Source organism: Paraburkholderia sp. NPDC080076, assembly GCF_050281145.1.
Classification (GTDB): domain Bacteria; phylum Pseudomonadota; class Gammaproteobacteria; order Burkholderiales; family Burkholderiaceae; genus Paraburkholderia.
The window spans coordinates 95,514-112,031 of sequence record NZ_JBNNWQ010000017.1 but is presented as its reverse complement, the minus strand read 5'-3'; the positions used below and the strand labels follow the sequence as shown (position 1 = coordinate 112,031).

Annotated in this window: 14 protein-coding genes; 9 read left to right on the top strand and 5 right to left on the bottom strand. The window is 60.2% G+C overall.

What is annotated here, in order from left to right; translation table 11 throughout:
• Positions 1–270: 270 nt before the first annotated feature.
• The 3 genes from guaB to guaA all read left to right on the top strand — a co-directional run bounded on the left by guaB (position 271) and on the right by guaA (position 4,262).
• Positions 271–1,731: an IMP dehydrogenase gene (gene guaB, locus ACQKRQ_RS40045; RefSeq protein ID WP_012433424.1), complete on the top strand. Its 1,461-nt coding sequence runs from the start codon at positions 271–273 to the stop codon at positions 1,729–1,731.
• Between the two features lie 6 nt (positions 1,732–1,737).
• Complete coding sequence (locus tag ACQKRQ_RS40040; RefSeq protein WP_132373944.1) at positions 1,738–2,475, top strand: hypothetical protein; 738 nt, start codon at positions 1,738–1,740, stop codon at positions 2,473–2,475.
• A gap of 203 nt (positions 2,476–2,678) precedes the next feature.
• Complete coding sequence (gene guaA, locus ACQKRQ_RS40035; protein WP_132373945.1) at positions 2,679–4,262, top strand: glutamine-hydrolyzing GMP synthase; 1,584 nt, start codon at positions 2,679–2,681, stop codon at positions 4,260–4,262.
• A 76-nt stretch (positions 4,263–4,338) separates the two neighbouring features.
• On the opposite strand, the gene ACQKRQ_RS40030 is transcribed toward guaA, so the two are convergent.
• The 4 genes from ACQKRQ_RS40030 to ACQKRQ_RS40015 all read right to left on the bottom strand — a co-directional run bounded on the left by ACQKRQ_RS40030 (position 4,339) and on the right by ACQKRQ_RS40015 (position 8,696).
• Positions 4,339–5,073, bottom strand: coding sequence for an SDR family NAD(P)-dependent oxidoreductase (locus ACQKRQ_RS40030; protein ID WP_427483234.1), 735 nt, complete (start codon positions 5,071–5,073; stop codon positions 4,339–4,341).
• Positions 5,074–5,124: 51 nt separating this feature from the next.
• Positions 5,125–5,574 carry a nuclear transport factor 2 family protein gene (locus tag ACQKRQ_RS40025; RefSeq protein ID WP_132374064.1) on the bottom strand — a complete coding sequence of 150 codons (450 nt, stop codon included), beginning with the start codon at positions 5,572–5,574 and terminating at the stop codon, positions 5,125–5,127.
• A gap of 109 nt (positions 5,575–5,683) precedes the next feature.
• Entirely contained in the window at positions 5,684–7,396 is a 1,713-nt protein-coding gene (locus tag ACQKRQ_RS40020; RefSeq protein ID WP_427483232.1) for an FAD-dependent oxidoreductase, read from the bottom strand.
• Between the two features lie 595 nt (positions 7,397–7,991).
• Entirely contained in the window at positions 7,992–8,696 is a 705-nt protein-coding gene (locus tag ACQKRQ_RS40015) for a GntR family transcriptional regulator (protein WP_408176183.1), read from the bottom strand.
• A 191-nt stretch (positions 8,697–8,887) separates the two neighbouring features.
• Between ACQKRQ_RS40015 and ACQKRQ_RS40010 the strand changes: the two genes are divergently transcribed.
• The 4 genes from ACQKRQ_RS40010 to ACQKRQ_RS39995 are packed head-to-tail and all read left to right on the top strand — an operon-like array spanning position 8,888 to position 13,451.
• A complete protein-coding gene (locus tag ACQKRQ_RS40010) occupies positions 8,888–9,739 on the top strand; it encodes a fumarylacetoacetate hydrolase family protein (RefSeq protein ID WP_427483231.1) in 852 nt (283 codons plus the stop codon).
• A 28-nt stretch (positions 9,740–9,767) separates the two neighbouring features.
• On the top strand, positions 9,768–11,576 hold the full coding sequence (locus ACQKRQ_RS40005) for an FAD-dependent oxidoreductase (protein WP_427483229.1): 1,809 nt from the start codon (positions 9,768–9,770) through the stop codon (positions 11,574–11,576).
• Between the two features lies 1 nt (position 11,577).
• Positions 11,578–12,528 carry a VOC family protein gene (locus ACQKRQ_RS40000; protein ID WP_427483227.1) on the top strand — a complete coding sequence of 317 codons (951 nt, stop codon included), beginning with the start codon at positions 11,578–11,580 and terminating at the stop codon, positions 12,526–12,528.
• The gene (locus ACQKRQ_RS39995; protein ID WP_427483225.1) at positions 12,525–13,451 is read left to right on the top strand and encodes a 3-keto-5-aminohexanoate cleavage protein; all 927 of its coding nucleotides are present in this window, start codon (positions 12,525–12,527) and stop codon (positions 13,449–13,451) included. The genes ACQKRQ_RS40000 and ACQKRQ_RS39995 overlap by 4 nt, the downstream gene beginning before the upstream one ends.
• 258 nt (positions 13,452–13,709) lie before the next feature.
• Here ACQKRQ_RS39995 and ACQKRQ_RS39990 read toward each other — a convergent pair whose 3' ends face one another.
• On the bottom strand, positions 13,710–14,369 hold the full coding sequence (locus tag ACQKRQ_RS39990) for a hypothetical protein (protein ID WP_427483224.1): 660 nt from the start codon (positions 14,367–14,369) through the stop codon (positions 13,710–13,712).
• A gap of 336 nt (positions 14,370–14,705) precedes the next feature.
• Here ACQKRQ_RS39990 and ACQKRQ_RS39985 point away from each other — a divergent pair, with 336 nt between their 5' ends.
• Both ACQKRQ_RS39985 and ACQKRQ_RS39980 read left to right on the top strand, forming a co-directional pair.
• Complete coding sequence (locus ACQKRQ_RS39985) at positions 14,706–15,155, top strand: nuclear transport factor 2 family protein (protein ID WP_408175980.1); 450 nt, start codon at positions 14,706–14,708, stop codon at positions 15,153–15,155.
• A gap of 168 nt (positions 15,156–15,323) precedes the next feature.
• Positions 15,324–16,226 (top strand): LysR family transcriptional regulator, encoded by a 903-nt coding sequence (locus ACQKRQ_RS39980; protein ID WP_132374071.1) that lies wholly within the window; start codon positions 15,324–15,326, stop codon positions 16,224–16,226.
• The last annotated feature ends 292 nt before the right edge of the window (positions 16,227–16,518 follow it).

Sequence of the window (16,518 nt, the reverse complement as noted above, 5' to 3'; positions counted from 1 at the left end):
GAGCACGCGTTTTCATGTGCTCAACGGAGTTCGCGCGCTCGGCCGGCGGACCGTCCGCCGACGCGAATGAGCGGGATTTCGGGCCGCCGACACCCCGCTGCGCCCGAACGCGCAAACGAAACCCGATCGAACCCGAGGCGAACAGCCAAGCGAAATCCAGGGGCCCGATGGCGCGAAAAAAACCGCCCGAAATTCGCTAAGCTGCTGTTCGTGCAGTGAAAACCAGGGAGGTATCGCGTATAATTCGCTTTTGCGCCTATAGGATTTGCCATGCGTCTGATCCAAACAGCACTCACGTTCGATGACGTGCTCCTCGTCCCGGCTTTCTCCGATGTTCTGCCGCGCGACACCAGCCTCAAGACCCGGCTGACCCGCAACATCTCCCTGAATATGCCGCTCGTGTCCGCCGCCATGGACACCGTCACCGAAGCACGCCTCGCCATTGCGATGGCGCAAATGGGTGGCGTGGGCATCATCCACAAGAATCTCACCGCGGCCGAACAGGCGCGTGAAGTGGCCAAGGTCAAGCGCTTCGAATCGGGCGTCGTGCGTGATCCGATCACGGTGCCGCCGCAGATGAAGGTGCGCGACGTGATCGCGCTGTCGCAGCAGCATGGCATTTCGGGCTTCCCGGTCGTCGAAGGCGCGCAACTGATCGGTATCGTCACGAACCGCGACCTGCGCTTCGAAGAGCGTCTGGACGAGCCGGTGCGCAACATCATGACGCCGCGCGAGCGCCTCGTCACCGTCAAGGAAGGCACGCCGCTCGCTGAAGCCAAGGCGCTGATGCACAGCCACCGGCTGGAGCGCGTGCTGGTCATCAACGACGCATTTGAACTGCGCGGTCTGATGACCGTCAAGGACATCACCAAGCAGACCGAACACCCGGACGCGTGTAAAGACGAACACGGCAAGCTGCGCGCGGGCGCGGCGGTCGGCGTCGGCGCGGACAATGAAGAGCGCGTCGAACTGCTGGTGCAGGCGGGCGTCGACGTGATCGTCGTCGATACCGCGCACGGCCATAGCCAGGGCGTGCTCGAGCGCGTCAAGTGGGTCAAGCAGAACTTCCCGCACGTCGAAGTGATCGGCGGCAACATCGCCACCGCGGCGGCCGCCAAGGCGCTCGTCGAATACGGCGCGGACGGCGTGAAGGTCGGTATCGGCCCGGGCTCGATCTGCACGACGCGGATCGTCGCCGGTGTGGGCGTGCCGCAGGTTACCGCGATCTCCAACGTTTCCGAAGCGCTGAAGGGCACGGGCGTGCCGGTCATCGCCGACGGCGGCGTGCGCTTCTCGGGCGACGTCAGCAAGGCGTTGGCAGCCGGCGCGAATGCCGTGATGATGGGCAGCATGTTCGCCGGCACCGAAGAAGCGCCGGGCGACGTGTTCCTGTATCAGGGCCGCCAGTACAAGTCTTACCGTGGCATGGGCTCGGTCGGCGCGATGAAGGACGGCGCGGCGGACCGCTACTTCCAGGACAACTCCGCGAACATCGACAAGCTGGTGCCGGAAGGTATCGAAGGCCGCGTCGCCTACAAGGGTTCGGTCAACGCGATCCTGTTCCAGCTGATCGGCGGCGTGCGCGCCAGCATGGGCTACTGCGGCTGCCGCACCATCGCCGAGATGAACGACAAGGCCGAGTTCGTGCAGATCACGGGCGCGGGCTTGCGCGAGTCGCATGTGCATGATGTGCAAATCACCAAGGAAGCGCCCAACTACCACGTGGACTAAACGCCAATGAAGCCATTGCTGCGCGCTGTACTCATCCTCGATGCCTTGCTGTTGCTTGCGTTCGGCCTGCTGTTTCTGCTGACGCCGTGGACTTCGCTGTACAACGCGCTGCTTCTGGTGCAAACCCAGCCGGCTCTGGTCGGCCAGGGGTTTGGCGTGGCGCTGATCGGGCTCGCATGGCTGGCCTTTCACGCGTCGATCGACGGCGCGCTTACTTCCACGGTCGCCAAGGTGGTCGGTCATGTGAACTGGCTGACCGGCGTGCTGATGCTGATCTGGCTGCTCGGTCTGCATACGCCGGCGCTGACTGGTTTCGGGCAGATCGTCGCGGTGCTGACAGGCGTGGTGCTGCTGGTGATCGGCCTGGGTGGTGTGCGTTTGTCGGGCGCGGTGCGGCGGCGTGAAAGAGTGCGGCTCGCTGAAGCCGTCGCCGCCGAGCGTGCCGACAAGCAGGCGGCCAAAGACGCCGCGAAAGACGCGGCCAACCGGCGCGAGCCGGGCCATGTCACAGCGGGCTTCCCGGTCTATCACGCTGAGCCGGTCGTCGAGCCCGTCGTGCCGGTTACGCGGCCCGTCAGTGCCACAAGTCCTGTTGCAGGGGCACCGCTTCATCCGGTAGTCGACGAAGCCAGTCTGACGCCGTCCGAACGCGCAGCGCGGGCGCAAGCCGCGGCCGCGCGAGACGAAGCGCGCAACGGCGCGGCCGACGCGCCTGGCGCGCCCCGGCCGCCGTTTCATGGCTGACGCGTTGCGCGCCACGCCGTCCGCCGAAGCATTCGGATCTGGTTTGCGTGCGCCGCGGGCAAGAGCCTGCGGCGCCGCTCGCGCCGACACGCTGCATCGTTACGCTTCAAGCTCGATCGTCCCCACGTGGACCGCTTTGAATTCAACGCCGCGCCCCGCGCGCGGCATTCCGTATCCGCTCACTTTTGACTCCGTCCGCTGCCATGCATGACAAGATCCTGATCCTCGACTTCGGTTCGCAAGTCACCCAACTGATTGCACGTCGCGTTCGCGAAGCCAACGTGTATTCGGAAATTCATCCGTACGACGTGGATGCGTCGTTCATTCGCGACTTCGCGCCGAAGGGCGTGATCCTCTCCGGCGGCCCGAGTTCGGTCACCGAAACGGATACGCCGCGCGTGCCGCAAGCCGTGTTCGAACTCGGCGTGCCGGTGCTCGGCATCTGCTACGGCATGCAGGCCATGGCCGAGCAGCTCGGCGGCAAGGTCGATATCGGCCACCTGCGTGAGTTCGGTTACGCCGAAGTGCGCGCGCGCAATCACACGAGCCTGCTCGAAGGCATCAGCGACTTCACCACGCCGGAAGGTCACGGCATGCTGAAGGTGTGGATGAGCCACGGCGACAAGGTGCTGGAAATGCCGCCGGGCTTCGCGCTGATGGCGTCCACGGAATCGTGCCCGATCGCGGCGATGGCCGACGAAAAGCGCCATTTCTACGGCCTGCAATGGCACCCGGAAGTCACGCACACCGTGCAGGGCCGCGCCATGCTCGAGCGCTTCGTGCTGCAGATCTGCAAAGCGCAGCCGGATTGGGAAATGGGCCACTATATCGACGAAGCCGTCGCGAAGATTCGCGAGCAGGTCGGTAAAGAGCACGTGATTCTGGGCCTGTCGGGCGGCGTGGATTCGTCGGTGGCGGCGGCGCTCCTGCATCGCGCGATCGGCGATCAACTGACCTGCGTATTCGTCGATCATGGCTTGTTGCGCCTGAACGAAGCCGAGCAGGTAATGGCGACCTTCGCTGACCACCTTGGCGTGAAGGTGATTCACGTCGACGCAAGCGAAGTGTTCCTGCGCAAGCTGGCCGGTGTGACCGATCCGGAAGCGAAGCGCAAGATCATCGGCGCGGAATTCGTCGAAGTGTTCCAGACCGAAGCCGGCAAGCTGACCGATGCGAAGTGGCTGGCACAAGGCACGATCTATCCGGACGTGATCGAATCGGCCGGCAAGGGCAAGAAAGCCACGCAGACCATCAAGAGCCACCACAACGTGGGCGGCCTGCCTGAGACGCTGAATCTGAAGCTGCTCGAACCGCTGCGCGAACTGTTCAAGGACGAAGTGCGCGAACTCGGCGTCAAGCTCGGTTTGCCGCCGGCCATGGTGTACCGCCACCCGTTCCCGGGTCCGGGTTTGGGCGTGCGGATTCTCGGCGAAGTGAAGCGCGATTTCGCGGACCTGTTGCGCCGCGCGGACGCGATTTTCATCGAGACGCTGCGTACCTTCATCGATAAGGAAACCGGCAAGTCCTGGTACGATCTGACGAGCCAGGCGTTCGCGGTGTTTCTGCCGGTGAAGAGTGTCGGCGTGATGGGCGACGGGCGGACGTATGAGTACGTGGTCGCGTTGCGTGCCGTGCAGACGCTGGACTTCATGACCGCGCATTGGGCGCATCTGCCGCATGAACTGCTGGGGCATGTGTCGAACCGGATCATCAATGAAGTGCGCGGGATTAATCGAGTTGTGTATGACATCTCGGGTAAGCCGCCTGCGACGATCGAGTGGGAATGATTTAGACTGCTACGCAAAGGCAAAGCCAGCGCGCATCCATTCGATGCGCGCTGGCTTTCCTGTTTCAGCGGATCAATCAGATCGCCCAGCCTCCGTCGACTGCCACCTCGGCGCCTGTCATGAAGGCGCTTTCATCGCTAGCCAGGAAGCAAACGATAGCCGCCACCTCCTCGGCGGTGCCATGCCGCTTTAACGGCGCCGCGTCTGCGCCGAAACGATTCGTCTCGTCGCTGTTGGCCTTGAGCATTTCCGTAGCGATAAACCCGGGGTGGACCGAGTTCACGCGAATGCCATGAGGCGCCAGTTCCGCAGCCGCGACCTTGGTCATTCCCCGCACCGCCCACTTGGTAGCGCCGTAGGCAATCGCATTGGCAAAGCCGCGCAGCCCGGCGCTCGACGAGATGTTCACGATGGAACCGCCGCCGCTTCTTTTCATCGGCTCGATGGCATGCTTCATCCCAAGCAGCGTTCCTAACTGATTGACGCGGAATGTCTTCTCCGCTAACTCTGGCGTCGTTTCGGCGATTGCGGCGGGTACATAGATACCCGCGTTGTTCACCAGCACGTCGCATCGGCCGAATGCGCGCTCGACTTCCTTGAAGAGCGCTCGCCAGGAGTCTTCGCGCGTCACGTCGTGCGTGACATAGATGGCTCGTTTGCCCATCTTCGCGGCGAGCGCCTCACCTTCCGCGGACAACAGGTCGTTCAATACGACATTGGCACCTTCGTCGAAGAAGCGCTGCGCTTCCGCGGCGCCCTGACCGCGCGCCGAACCCGTAACGACCACCGTTTTTCCTTCGAATCTCGCCATCGTCAAATCTCCGCTTTGTTGCGCTGCATGCCTTGCATGGAATGGATTGGCTCAGTACCGGTCATCCGGAGCATGTCTAAGCCATGGATAGCGCTCTGTGTCAGCGCCCGCGTAATCGGGATCGAGGTAGATAAAGCAGCGCTGAATCCTGAAGTCGCGGATTTCAAATACATCGCACCAACGGCCCGCATGCGAAGTGCCGGCTCGCCACGAAACGCCGTTCTTCAGCTTGCCGCGTGAGGCCGCTTCGACGACGACCGTATCGCCCTGCTGTACAACGTTGGCGTAGGTGACGTCGTGCGCGATTTCGGCAATGATGCCCATGAGGTCGCCAAAGAGGGTAGCGATCTGCTCTCGTCCACGCGCAATGCCCCACTTCGGGAAATAAACCTCCGCGTGTTCGTCGAATAGATCGAGAACATTGTCGCCGCGGTCCATTCGCTTGAAGTACTCAAGGGCAATCGCTTTGCGTTGCTCGTCGTTCATCGATTGAATTTGCATCTTGTCTCCATGGTTAAGGGGCGCGTCGAGACCGACGTGTGACCGTGCTGGCCTCGACGTGTACTGAAAAGCAGATAGAAGGCGCGCCGGGACCGTGCCGGCTCCAAGGCTAGGCTTGGGTCGCTTCCGTCAAGAGCGCTTTATTCGGTTCGAGATGGGCGGTATTCGCGGCGCGATAGGCAAACGCGAGGATCGGACCAAGTGTTCCGCCACCCGCCCAGTAGGCGCGCGCAGATGCGGACGCCACGCAGTTCCCCACGCCGTACAGGCCAGGTATTGGCATGCCGCTATCGTTGAGAACCTGGCCGTCACTGTTGGTCAAAGGACCGCCTTTCGTGTCCAGCGTGCCGCCGGTTACCAACGCCGCGTAGTAGGGCCCACTGTCCGCGAGCGGGAACATCGTCGGGTTTGGTGAGGCAGACTCGTTTTGGACAGCGCCGTTGAACATTTTTTCTACAAGGCGGTCACCGCGGCGAAAATCGGTGTCCACCCCTTCGCGGGCGAATCGGTTGAAGCGCTGAATGGTGTCCCGCAGATTCACCAGAAAATCGTCGGCAAGGCATAGATGGCCGGTGAGACGTTCGAAGGTCTCGAGTCGCCGGGCGAGCGCATCGGCGAGTTCCTCCAACGTATTGCCACTGATCAGATGTCCCTCTTGAGCCGCGTCGGGCCGGATCAGGCAGCCGTACTCCGTACTTGCGCTATGGTCCTGGCTGCGCTGATCCCAGATGGCGACGAGAACCAGGTTCGGATATTCAGCAAGCTGCGCGTCCCACTCGAAGAACTTTTGCGCGAGTTCGTTGTAGGCGAGTTTCTCGTTGACCACCCGCTTTCCTTGTTTATTCACCCACAGCATCGAATCGCCGCCAACGGAAAACGTGCCCGTAAAATCATCGCGGCCAGCGACCAGGCGATCGAGCGACACCGGGCACATCCAGGCATAGTTCATGTTGCGCAACTGTGCGCGCAGGGGGCTCGCGATGTGAATGAAATCGCCTTCATTCGAGCGCGCGGCACAGCCACCGAATAGCGGCGCATGCAGGAAATTTTTCCGCAGGTCGTTGTTGTGCGTGAACCCGCCGGTCGCGAAGATGACCGCCTTCCGCGCGCCGAGGCGGACGTCGTTGCCTTCGACATCCGTGGCTTCGATACCGACTACTTCTTCAGCCTCGTTGAGAATCACGCGCTGCACACGCAGACCGGTGCGAACGTCGACGCCGTCGCGCTGGGCGGCGGCGTGCATGGATTGAATTGCCACCTTGCCGCCGTCGGACATCGACTCGCACGCGCCCGCTGGTATCAGCACCCGGCCTTGCGGCGCGGTGTTCTCGGGAAGCTCGGCCCAGTAGTCTGTGACACCGGGCAAATGCCGGTACTCGAGAGCGCCGCGCGCGTGGAGCAACTCAGCAGCAGGTGATGCGCTGTCATAGATTGCGCTGAAGGCTTCATGTTCCCATGCATCGAGTCCGAGATTGGCATCCTCCGGATCATAGTGTTCGGGGCGGGCGAGGCGCGCCATGTAACGCAGGCAGTCCTCCTTGCGATCTTCGATGCCCGCTTCACGCATCGGCCGGTTGTTGGGCACCCAGTACCAGAAAGCGGCTTTTTTCGCGGTTCCGCCCACGGTTCTGTCCTTCTCGACGAGCGCAACCGAATTGCCGAGCCAGCGGGAAAAGAGGGCGGTGGGAAATCCGCCTCCGCCGGCTCCGACGACAATGACGTCGAATATCGCGTCAAAGGCTTCAATTGAATGGCTGGCCAGCCGGTGTGTTGATGCGGGAGCCGCGCTCGCGCGGGATGCCCATCGCTCTGCGTTTTGCATTGTCTTCCTCCTTGTTTTTCGTTGCCTACTCCGTCGAAGCCCGTACGGCGGCTCGCGTGAGACAAATATATATAAAACAGAAAAATATACAATAATATAAAAACTATCGAGATGATAGGAGTCGCGTCAAATGGGAGCGTGTTGTTCACGTCCGGCGCGAACGCTGCGGCGCGCCAGGAGCGACGTACGCCCGCAGCGCGCTGAAGCGCAATGCAACTGCATGTCGCCGGCATAGCGACGGCGACATCTGCAAATCAGGAGGAGAGTGGAACGAGAAGACGCCTTACCGGCACCGCGGGCGCGGTGCTTGCCGTGCCTTTGTCGTTGGGGACATTTGAACGGTGGAGGCGATGCGCAGAAAGTCTGGTTGCAAGCGGATTGGCGCGCAGCGGTTAGCGGCTTAAGCGCTGGCGAGACACGTTGCCGGTGAATCCACCTGCAAGTCACGAATGGTGATGAACGCTCTTGCTACCCGGCTCCTTGATAGCGCGAATGTCATGCGTTTCATTCGGCCGGGATGAGTTGGGTCAGGCAGCGCTGTTCAAGCAAAGCCGAGCGAGCGGTTCACACGGACGACGCGTTCTATTTCACAGCATCACGCAGTAGACCGCGCGCGCGCCCGACCTCGCGCTGTGCCTTCGCTCTTCGCGGCGTTGCCGCTAGCAATGTCCTCGAGCACCAGCTCAGTCGTGGCGGCGAAGTGCTGACGCAGCAGTTCGCACGCCCGGTCGGCGTCACGCGCGAGCACAGCTTTTACGATGTCCTCGTGCTCTTGCGCGAAATTGCGTGAAGCCGCATGAGGGGCCTGGATCGACTGATGCCGGTAGCGGGTCGTCTGGATGCGCAGGGTCGCGGCAAAACGCTTGAGCCACTTTGATCTGCATCCTTCCAGCAGGGTGGAGTGAAACTTGTCGTGCGCGAGATCCCATGCCGGGTTGACGCGTTCTGGATTTCCGATAATGGGCGGTAGGCTGTTCACCTGGTGATAGGCCGCTAGCAACGCACCTTCCCATTCGAGGTTTCCACTCTCGATCGCGTCACGAAGGGCGTCGCATTCGATACGCTGCCGCACTGCCGTAATGTCTTCCAGGTCCGCGCGAGAAATTTTCGTTACGCGAAATCCGCGCTGGTCCTCGGCTTCAACGAATCCGCTCATTGCCAGTCGTGAAACTGCTTCACGCAGCGGAATCGCGCCAGCCTGGTAACGGTCCGCCAGTTCACGGATCTTCAGCTTCGAGCCAGGCGCCAGCACGCCGGTCACGATGTCCTGGAGAATCGTTTCGGCCAGCACAGATGCCATGGTTCGGCCAGTAGAGCCCGGCATGTCAAACATATCGTCCACAAAATCCTCCCGGCTGCACCACTATAGGTATTGGGAAATTATATCCAGTATCAGGGTTAACATGCAAAGACGAAAATATATATATTTATTAAATTTGTATCGAACGTTGCACGGCAACGAACGAACTCTTGAGCCACCGTGGAGCCGTAATGAGATACGTACACTTTTCGCCCGATGGGCACCAACGTCTGCTGGGCGTGTTGCAGGGATCGACGATCACCTCTTTGGGTCACGCAACGCTTGAGGAGCTGCTGGCGTCGGGAACGAACCTGACGGCATATGCGAAGGCCGGAATCGTCAAAGGCACGGAGTATTCTGCTGACACCGTGAGGTGGCTGCCGCCTCTTGCTCGTCCGGGTAAGATCGTTTGCGTTGGCCTGAACTATGCGGACCACACTAAAGAAAGCCATTTCGAGCCGCAGAGCTACCCAACGTTGTTTCCCCGCTTTGATAGCAGTTTGATCGGACATCTGGCACCCATGATCCGTCCGCTCGTATCCGATTCGCTGGACTATGAAGGCGAGATGGCGGTGATTCTTGGAGCCGGTGGTCGTCATATTCCCAAGGAGCGGGCTTTGGAATATGTTGCGGGATATTCGGTCTTCAACGACGGTTCAGTTCGCGAGTACCAGTTCAAGGCGCCGCAGTGGACTGTCGGAAAGAATTTTGACGGCACGGGTGCTTTCGGGCCCACGTTCGCGACCGCCGATGAGTTGCCCGCAGGCGGCGCGGGACTCAAACTGGAGACCCGGCTAAACGGGAAGGTCGTGCAGGCGGCCAACACGAGCGACCTGGTATTCGACGTGGCGACACTCATTGCGATCATCAGCGAGGCCATCACGCTCGCGCCGGGCGATGTCATCGTCACTGGCACGCCGGCCGGTGTTGGTTGGGCAAGAGAGCCGAAACTGATTATGCGCGACGGCGACGTCTGCGAAGTTGAAATCGAAGGGCTCGGTGTACTGAAGAATACTGTGCAAGACGAAAAGCCGGCGGACTGACAGCACGGCATAAGAGATCGGAGGAACTATGAGACAAATTCGCGTCCCCGTATTCGTTGTTGGCGCGGGCCCCGCAGGACTGACAACCGCCGCGCTGCTGGCGAAATATGGCGTGGAGGTACTCGCTATTACCCGCTACCCTGGCACCGCACATTCGCCGCGCGCACATATAACAAATCAGCGTACCGTCGAAGTGTTTCGCGACCTTGGCATCGAAGATCGCGTGCGCGCGCTTTCCACGTCGAACAAGTTGATGACCAACAACGTTTGGGCAACGAGTTTCACTGGAACTGAACTCGGCCGCCTTCAAACCTGGGGGACGGGAGAACAGCGAAAGGCTGACTATGAGATGGCCAGTCCGTCCGAGATGTGCAACGCGCCGCAGCATTTGCTGGAACCGGCAATATTGACGGCCGCACGCGAATTCGGTGCGAAGGTTCTCTTCAATACCGAACTCGTGTCGATACGTCAGACCGAGGAGGCTGTGTTTTCCCGCGTGGTTGATCGGCTAACGGGGGAGGAAATTGAGGTCATTTCAGAATACGCGGTAGGCGCTGACGGCGCACAAAGCCTGGTAGTCAAAGATATCGGCTTCGAACTCGAAGGAGAGATGGGGCTCGGTTACGCATTGAATTGCTGGCTTGAGGTCGATCTCAGTCAATACTGTGCACACAGGCCTGGGGTGCTGTACTGGATGTATCAGCCCGGCTGTGACTATTGGGTGGGAAGCGGGGTATGGATCTGCGTGCGCCCATGGAACGAATGGGTGATGGTGTCGATGTATAACCCCGCCGACGGAGAGCCGGATCTCAGTGAGGACGCGATCATCCAGAGGGCTCGCGCGACGATTGGCGAGCCGGATATTCCGGTGCGAGTGAAGGCGGTATCGAAGTGGACGATTAACCGCATGGTCGCGCGCCAGATGGTGAAGGGACGTGTCGCAATCGCGGGTGATGCGGCGCACCGCCATCCGCCCGCCAACGGGCTCGGATCGAATACATCAGTGCAGGACGCATTCAATCTGGCTTGGAAGCTCGCCTTGATCGTCAAGGGACAAGCGGCTCCTTCGCTGCTGCAGACATACTCCGATGAGCGACAACCCGTGGCCGAGCAAGTGGTGAACCGGGCGATCAGGTCGATGACGGATATGTTGCCCATTTCACAGGCTTTGGGCTTCCGCGATGGGCAAGGAGCCGACGAAGGGTGGGCATCACTGGACGAGCTTTTCTCCGATACGTCCGTGGGCCGCACGCGCAGGAAGCAGTTGGCCTCGGCGATCGATCTGCAAAACTACCAATTCAACTGCCATGGCGTCGAATTGGGTCAGCGGTACACCTCCGCCGCGGTCGTGCGAGACGGCGCCCGCTTTCCCGAGCCGAGCCGGGACGCGGAACTGTATTATCACGCGACCACCACACCCGGCGCGTATACACCCCACGCGTGGATTCAACACGATGGCAGGCGCGTCTCTACGCTTGACCTCGTCGGGCAAGGCTCCTTTGCGCTCTTGACGGGCATGGGCGGGCAACCCTGGGTCGAAGCACTCCGACAGATCGGCAACGAATTCGGCATTTCCGTGAATGGGTGGGTCATCGCTCACGGCTCATCGACCATCGACGCTTATGGGCGCTGGGGAGAACTCCGGGAAATCGAGGACGGTGGTTGCGTGGTGGTTCGACCGGACCGGTTTGTCGCGTATCGGGCCAATGATCTCGTCACCGACCCTTTAGGAACCTTGCGGCGGGTATTCGCGCAGATACTCGGCCGGGAGCCGCAAAGGATGTCTGCTACGACATCGCATAGCGCTACGGCTTCAACTGTTGCCGGGAGAGAATGACATGACCGCTTCAACTGTAAGCGTAGGAACAGCCGGCATACACTCGGTCGATCACTTCGCGCTCGAAGTTCCTCGCCTCGACGAGGCGAGAGAATTCCTCACGGCCTTTGGATTCCGCGTGCAGGAGGAAGACGGTCAGTTGCTGCTCCGTACTGCAGGCAGTGCCCATGTGTGGGCACGGATTTTTGCCGGCACGCGTAAGCGATTGGCCTATTTGTCTCTGAACTGCTTCGCCGATGACTTCTCGAAGATCCGCGCGCAGATCATCGAAGCGGGTGGACAAGAAGCGACACCTCGAATTGAGTCCGCCAAACATGAAGGGTTCTGGTTTGAAGACCCGGACGGCAATCTGTTACAGCTCAAGGCAGGGCCCAAGACGTCGCCAAATTTCAAGCCGCCTCGTGACGCTGAACCCGCGCTGCCTCGGCTACGCGGCGCAGTCGCCCGCGAGAACGCAGAGCCGGTTCAGCCGTTACGCCTTGCGCACGTCGTGATGTTCACCCCGGACATTCGTCGCGCGGTCAGTTTCTATGAGCGTTCGGTTGGGGTGCGTCTGTCCGATGGCTCGGAAGGAATCGTGGCTTTCATGCACGCGCCTCACGGCAGCGACCACCATATGATCGCGTTTGTTCAGGGGGCGGCAAAGGGTTGGCATCACAGCGCATGGGACGTTCCCGACGTCAACCACGTTGGCCTCGGCCAAATGCAGATGCAGCGCGCTGGATACCGCGACGGTTGGGGCGTGGGCCGGCACGTGCTCGGCTCTAACTACTTTCACTACGTGCGCGACCCGTGGGGTTCATTCTGGGAGTATTCGGCCGATATCGACTTTATCGCTCCTGGCGGCCAATGGGCCGGCGGCAATCATCCGCCTGATGATTCACTCTATCTATGGGGGCCCGACGTGCCGGGCTACTTCTTCGAGAACACTGAAGACGGAGTCCGCGCATGAGCAAGGTCATTATCACCTGCGCCATAACCGGAGCGATCCATACTCCGTCGATGTCGCCTTATCTGCCTGTTACGCCGGACGAGATCGCGCAGAGCGCCATTGAAGCAGCCCAGGCTGGAGCGGCGATCGTCCACTTACACGCGCGCGATCCCCTCGATGGCCGTCCAACGCAGGCGCCGGAGTTGTTTCGCCGGTTCGTGCCCGCCATTAAGGAAGCCTCGGATGCGGTCATCAATATCACCACCGGCGGGGCGCCTACGATGACGGTCGAGGAGCGGCTGCAACCGGCACTTGAATTGCGGCCCGAATTGGCGTCTCTCAACATGGGTTCAATGAACTTCGGGTTGTACGAAATGCTCGGGCGCTTCAAAGACAAGCTTAAATATGACTGGGAGCGCCCATATCTGGAAGGAAGCGACGATCGCATCTTCAAGAATACATTCAAGGATATCGCCTACATCCTGCAATCGTGCAGCGAGAACGAAACCCGGTTCGAGATTGAGTGCTACGACATTGGCCATCTTTATACGGCCGCGCACTTTCTCGACAGGGCGCTCGTTAAGCCACCCCTTCTCATACAGTCCGTATTTGGTCTACGCGGTGGCATTGGCGCACATGTCGAGGATCTCATGCATATGCGCCGTACGGCTGATCGATTGTTCGGGAAAGATTATGTCTGGTCTGTGCTCGGGGCCGGGCGTAGCCAGATGCCGCTCGCGGCGATTTCTGCCTCAGTCGGCGGAAACGTGCGTGTAGGACTCGAGGATTCTCTTTGGGATGGCCCCGGCAAGCTCGCAAGTAGCAACGCTACGCAGGTAAGGCGCGTTCGCACCATCATTGAAGCCCTGTCGCTTCAAGTGGCGACGCCTGATGAGGCTCGCGCCATGCTGAATCTCAAGGGACGCCGCAGCGTCGGCTTCTAAAGAGCCGTGTCTGCGATGCTTCGGCGTTGCCTGTGCCCAGGGCAATGCCGGAGCTACATTTCTGATGTCGCGAGTAGAGATTCCCGCAGAGGCCATAGTCCGCATCGTTCGGAATGCGGATGGTCTCGTCTTCCATATCGATTCGATTGGTATTGCGACGGGCCCAGAGCCAGATACTCGGCCGGCGCTCTAGTGGCCACGACGAGTGACGTCGTTCTAAAGATCGTCGTCACTCCCGGAACCTGGACTCGAATGCACTCAGTCCAGCGTGGCTCGAGCGAGAAATGGGGCGAGGAGTTCCCGGGCGATCTCCGGCGTCACGACCTCGGAGGGTGCGAGCTTCTCGTAGGTGTAGCTCTCCGGGTCGTCGTAGATACGCTCCGCGATGAGCTTCGGCTTCGGCTCGTTCGTGTACGTGAAGATCTGGAAGAGGTGATGCGTCATCAGGTAGTGCGCCGCGGGGTCGGCGTCGATGCCGTGGTCCTTCAGGCACACGCCGGGCACGACGTGAGTCCATACGGCTTCCGTCGTGACGCCGTAGTCGTCGACACCCATGTTCATGGTTCGTGCGCCCATCACGTTCTGGCGTGTTTCAGCGGCTTCGCGATAGAAACCTTCGACGGCGACCTTGCCCGTCAGGACGTGCATCTGGCGCCGGTCGCCAACGCGATACATCGGTTCCTCGACGGTGAGTTCAGGAACGATGATTTGATCCCAGTATCCCGCCACTTCCAGCAGCAAATGGCGCAAGTAGTTCTTTAACATGGCCCGATGATGCGGATTGGTCGTCTTGTGGAGAAATGCTTCGACTTCTCGGGGCCATTGGGTTACGTCGAACTTTGCGGGGACGTGCATCAACGTCAGCGCATCCGTTGTGGGAATTTCTCGGCCTGGCGCCGCCAGGGTGGCATATTTCATGACTAGCTCCTATGGGTTTCCCGTGGAAGTATGGTTGCGCGCTGCATCCGCGTCCAACGATGAATACTGACATCGTGATCTCGAAGTGAGATCACGACACCCCACTCCGGGTTGGCTGCCGGGCTTTTGTGCAGAGCAACCCCCACATTCAATATTGCGTCGTTGCCAGTGAGCGCCTGCCCGAGTCTCGCGGCGAAAGTCTGGTCTTCGAGCGACGATCACCAACGCAGATCAAGCGCCCAATTTTTATCATTAGACAGTGATCGCGACCTCTCCGATAGTTTGTCGAAGCCGCGTGCAAGGAACTTGGACGTGCAACCATTCCCGGAGACTGCCATGCAAATTCAACCAATGACAGACGAGCAGCGCAAAGCTATCGCGATAGAGTTCTTCAGACGCGTGGATCGTGGGGGCGACGTTCTTGAACTATTTGATGAGAAGGCCGAATTCTATTTTCCGAAATGGGGCGTCGCTCATGGTCGTGGAGAGATTGCCCAGTTTCTCGAAGACCTGAGCGGGATTCTCGCTGAGATCTCGCACGACATGGCCTATGCGAATTTTGTTCAGCAAGGCGATCGGGTGGTGGTCGAAGCCACCTCGTCCGGGAAGCTGAAGAGCGGCGCGGGATGGCGTGCAGGGACCACACATGCCGGGCGATGGTGTGACGTATTGGAAATTCGCGACTTCCGGATTCAGCGCTGCTTCGTCTATCTTGATCCTGACTACGCGGGGGCCGACACGGAGCGCTATCCATGGCTCGATGGCGAGCCCACGAGCCGATATTGAAGAGTGCTTGCTCTTGCCACGGGCTGCACGCTATCGAGGCTGGACGGTGCAAGCGCTGCAGTTTGCTATTTTCAACCGAGACGGAGGCAAGCTGGTTTGGCCTTAAGCACTTGACACGACGCTCGGAAGGCTATATTTCTCGACAGACACCATTCGGGAAGTCGATAAATGCTCGACGGCGTATCCATGGATCAGCTGCGTACTTTCATCGCTGCCGCGGACGAAGGAAGCTTCTCTGCGGCAGGACGCAAGCTTCGCAGGACACAGTCCGTGGTGAGCCAGACGCTCGCCAACCTGGAAAGCCAGATCAATGTGTCGTTGTTCGACCGCAGCGGTCGCTATCCGCGACTCACGGAGCAAGGTGCCGTATTGCTGTCACAGGCGCGGCTCGTCGTCGGCGGCATGGATGGTTTCAAGTCGACGGCGCGAGCAATCGCAGAAGGACTTGAACCGGAGCTTTCCGTCGTGGTGGACGTCATGTATCCGATGGACTCACTCACGGTGGCGGTTGGAGAATTCCGCGACGCGTTTCCTCACACTCCATTGCGGTTATATGTCGAGGCTTTGGGTGCGGTAGTGCAGCGAGTGCTGGAGCGCACGTGCAGGCTCGGCATTAGTGGTTCCATGCCGGCCGTGCCCGAAACGGTTGATGCCGAGAAGCTGCTCGATGTGCCGATGGTCACCGTTGCCGCTCCGAAACATCCGCTGGCATCGCTTAAGAGAGTGATCCGATCGCGCGAGTTGGAAGAGCATGTGCAGCTTGTACTGACGGATCGCACGCCGCTGACCGATGGGAAGTCGTTCGGGGTCTTCTCTCCGCAGATCTGGCGGTTATCGGATCTGGGCGCAAAGCATGCGTTTTTACGAGCGGGCCTCGGATGGGGACACATGCCTACGGCGATGGTGCATCCCGATCTGGCTTCAGGCGATCTGGTACCGCTGCGAATCGAAAACTTTCAACCCCGAACGCCGCCGATCGCCATGTATGCGATCTATCGCAGAGATACACCGCCGGGCCCTGCAGGCCGTTGGTTCCTCGGTCGACTAAAGCAAACCTCAAACGAAGACTGATGGTCGCGGCCGGTTGACGCCTCTTTGTCACGGTTGTATTCCGTCCAGGAACTCGACAAGCAGCGCGTTCACCATCTCAGGCGCTTCCTCTCATGAAGCCGCCCATTGACAAACCACCCAATACGGCCCGGTACATCGAACTCGGAAAGTTCACCTGATGCCTGCACATTGCATGGTCGATCGCATCTGCAAACCGCCGTGCGGAGATGTCCGTCGCAGGGAACCCATAAGTCAACACGATGGGTTCCATTAAAATATATAGGCTTCCGCTGGGGTAGGTCAGCATCTAACC

What these genes read in the sequence shown, in the direction of transcription:
- ACQKRQ_RS40010 (WP_427483231.1), top strand. Translation starts at nt 8,888, where the DNA reads ATGAGATACGTACACTTTTCGCCCGATGGGCACCAACGTCTGCTGGGC.
- ACQKRQ_RS39980 (WP_132374071.1), top strand. Translation starts at nt 15,324, where the DNA reads ATGCTCGACGGCGTATCCATGGATCAGCTGCGTACTTTCATCGCTGCC.
- guaA (WP_132373945.1), top strand. Translation starts at nt 2,679, where the DNA reads ATGCATGACAAGATCCTGATCCTCGACTTCGGTTCGCAAGTCACCCAA.
- guaB (WP_012433424.1), top strand. Translation starts at nt 271, where the DNA reads ATGCGTCTGATCCAAACAGCACTCACGTTCGATGACGTGCTCCTCGTC.
- ACQKRQ_RS40015 (WP_408176183.1), bottom strand. Translation starts at nt 8,696, where the DNA reads ATGGCATCTGTGCTGGCCGAAACGATTCTCCAGGACATCGTGACCGGC.
- ACQKRQ_RS40040 (WP_132373944.1), top strand. Translation starts at nt 1,738, where the DNA reads ATGAAGCCATTGCTGCGCGCTGTACTCATCCTCGATGCCTTGCTGTTG.
- ACQKRQ_RS39995 (WP_427483225.1), top strand. Translation starts at nt 12,525, where the DNA reads ATGAGCAAGGTCATTATCACCTGCGCCATAACCGGAGCGATCCATACT.
- ACQKRQ_RS40005 (WP_427483229.1), top strand. Translation starts at nt 9,768, where the DNA reads ATGAGACAAATTCGCGTCCCCGTATTCGTTGTTGGCGCGGGCCCCGCA.
- ACQKRQ_RS40030 (WP_427483234.1), bottom strand. Translation starts at nt 5,073, where the DNA reads ATGGCGAGATTCGAAGGAAAAACGGTGGTCGTTACGGGTTCGGCGCGC.
- ACQKRQ_RS39990 (WP_427483224.1), bottom strand. Translation starts at nt 14,369, where the DNA reads ATGAAATATGCCACCCTGGCGGCGCCAGGCCGAGAAATTCCCACAACG.
- ACQKRQ_RS39985 (WP_408175980.1), top strand. Translation starts at nt 14,706, where the DNA reads ATGCAAATTCAACCAATGACAGACGAGCAGCGCAAAGCTATCGCGATA.
- ACQKRQ_RS40020 (WP_427483232.1), bottom strand. Translation starts at nt 7,396, where the DNA reads ATGCAAAACGCAGAGCGATGGGCATCCCGCGCGAGCGCGGCTCCCGCA.
- ACQKRQ_RS40025 (WP_132374064.1), bottom strand. Translation starts at nt 5,574, where the DNA reads ATGCAAATTCAATCGATGAACGACGAGCAACGCAAAGCGATTGCCCTT.
- ACQKRQ_RS40000 (WP_427483227.1), top strand. Translation starts at nt 11,578, where the DNA reads ATGACCGCTTCAACTGTAAGCGTAGGAACAGCCGGCATACACTCGGTC.